The organism is Rhodopirellula maiorica SM1, from assembly GCF_000346295.1.
GTDB classification, from domain to species: domain Bacteria; phylum Planctomycetota; class Planctomycetia; order Pirellulales; family Pirellulaceae; genus Novipirellula; species Novipirellula maiorica.
Genome location: NZ_ANOG01000605.1, coordinates 1 through 2,195 on the forward strand (window position 1 = coordinate 1; position 2,195 = coordinate 2,195).

General features: G+C 51.3%; 2 protein-coding genes. Both read right to left on the reverse strand.

All coding sequences use genetic code 11. The features are described from left to right. Positions 1 to 853: 853 nt before the first annotated feature. The gene (locus RMSM_RS19325; protein WP_144057781.1) at positions 854 to 1,348 is read right to left on the reverse strand and encodes a hypothetical protein; all 495 of its coding nucleotides are present in this window, start codon (positions 1,346 to 1,348) and stop codon (positions 854 to 856) included. A 60-nt stretch (positions 1,349 to 1,408) separates the two neighbouring features. Then, complete coding sequence (locus tag RMSM_RS43610; protein WP_081614242.1) at positions 1,409 to 1,966, reverse strand: type II secretion system protein; 558 nt, start codon at positions 1,964 to 1,966, stop codon at positions 1,409 to 1,411. Positions 1,967 to 2,195 lie beyond the last annotated feature (229 nt).

The window sequence follows — 2,195 nt, forward strand, 5'->3', positions numbered from 1 at the left end:
CTAGCCGCCGAGAACGGTTCCGGTCGGGCAACAACCGATTCGGGCAAGCTTCAAAGCTATAACCGTCGCCAGACACATTCACGCCAAAATCCGCGTTTGTTGCAAGCAGAAACCCGCCTGCGCGGACGACACTTCCCAGTCGCAACGCGACGACACGTGGGTAGCCCCGGACGTGAGTCCGGGGACAGCGTAGTAGTGGCCACCATAGAGTCGCGAAGCGACGGCAGGTGTCGTTACGGACATAAATAAGTTGGACAAGAAAATAATCGATTCAAAAAATTTGCCTCTTATATAACAATTCAAATGACTGCACCAAAAAGACCGTTGTCACAAGAAGGAGGACAATCGATTAAAATATGGAAGGTTAGAAAATCGGTGAGGCATGAAATCATCTTTCCTTTGCCGGCATCAATCGGTCTCAATATCTTTTTGCCACCCATCTTTTTGCCGGTCCTTTCCGCCGGGTGACCACCGAGCGGGCATTTACCTAGAGGCTACCTACTTCGGCCCGCCCATCCTTCCTGACATCCGGTCAAAAGAAGGCAACCGAAGGTTGCGGCAGGAAAATGAATGGGGCAGGAACATGTCTGAACCCGAAGAAACTGGTAATGGGTGCCAGCACAAATGCTGACGCATGATTTATTTAATCAGTACGTTCCGGGATTCCATCTGCTAATCATTCGGCATGCAATGACGATTCCCGAGCACCGTTTCACTGAGCACGATTCAGCAGCGTGAATGTCAGCCGTAACCGAGCGGCGACGAAGGATTTTCAACTTCAAAAACTTCAATTTCGACGCTTCGGTTTACGGCATGGTTCTGCCTGATTCGGTCGAGACAAAACGAACGGAAACTACTCGCCCGTACGATTCATGATTGTAACTGGCCCGTCAGCTGGAAGTGGTCCATCACCCAAATCGATTGAAATGACTCGACGTTCCATTTCGTTTTCGGTGATTCTTACGTCGAAGGTTATTGTCCCCGCCTCCGGGTCGTCCCATGCGATTACTAGCACATCATTTTGAGGATGTGTAAACGTGCCAGTAAGACCGGGTTCTGGCGTTGCCTTGACTTTGCCGTTTTCCGTAAATAGCCAAACTGTACCGTCTTCGGTATCTGTCGCTTTCCAACTTCCCAAGATTGCCGCAGTCGGTACCGCCTCTGTGCCTGTGGCGACGTCGGACATCACGCTCTGATCGTCGGGACTTTCGCAACCAGCGAAGGCAACTGCAGCGAACAATACCCAAAAGGTATGGATTGCTGTTTTGTGTACCATGAGATTCCAGTCGATGTTTGATGGCAGAACGGTACAGATCACCCGGTCGCCGCGAGAGATCTTCCACTTCAATAAACTCAACTCGGCGACTCAAGTGCAGCGTCTGGTGCGCCGGGCTTTTCCTTCACGTAATCAATGTGGCGGAAGCCCTGCTCCTGCCTTCGTGAAATTGAAACCTGATTCCGCCCAGCCTTCGATTACCTTTGACTCGATAATCTCGATGTGGCCGTCCAAAAAAAGGTAGTTTGCGGTGTCGCCTATGTGGCGACTGCGAGCAACATACTTGTCTACGATTGACGGTACCAATCCGGCGTTGATATTCGCCGTTGTGAACCATGTCTCCGGATTCATGTCCGGTGGAGATGCCGGATCAACCAAAAGAGGGCCGCCATTGTGCTCCAACCATTCTATTGTCGAATGGGTTTCGATGAACACCAAGGGGGCATTTTCCGTTTCAAGATTGCGAAAATAGCCAAAGCCATCGGTCGAGTCGGGGCAGTGAATGCGTTTGGAAGACAGTGCGTGAGAAAAATGGAACCCACGCAAATTACTAGCACACTGGGTCCTGCGTGCGGAAGCTCTGGCGGACTGCACTGCGGGCAGTGAAAGTGCGATGCAAATTGCAATGATGACGAACACAACGAGAAGTTCAATTAACGTCACACCGGCACGGCGTTGCATGGGAAGCATTGCGGCATACATCCATTTCACTTCGGCGAACGACCCGGATCAGCGGGGACCGGGAGTTGAGTATCCATTCGTGAAAACTAGCCACCGGTCCTCCGTTGCAGTACGCCCAGCATGGGCGTGATCTTGTGGGGTGCCCTCATTCCAAAAAGTCAGTCCCCTGTACTTAGTTCCGGTTTCTTTCATGGAGTCAGTATACCAAATGAAATTCTAACGAAAGGACAGTACGAGG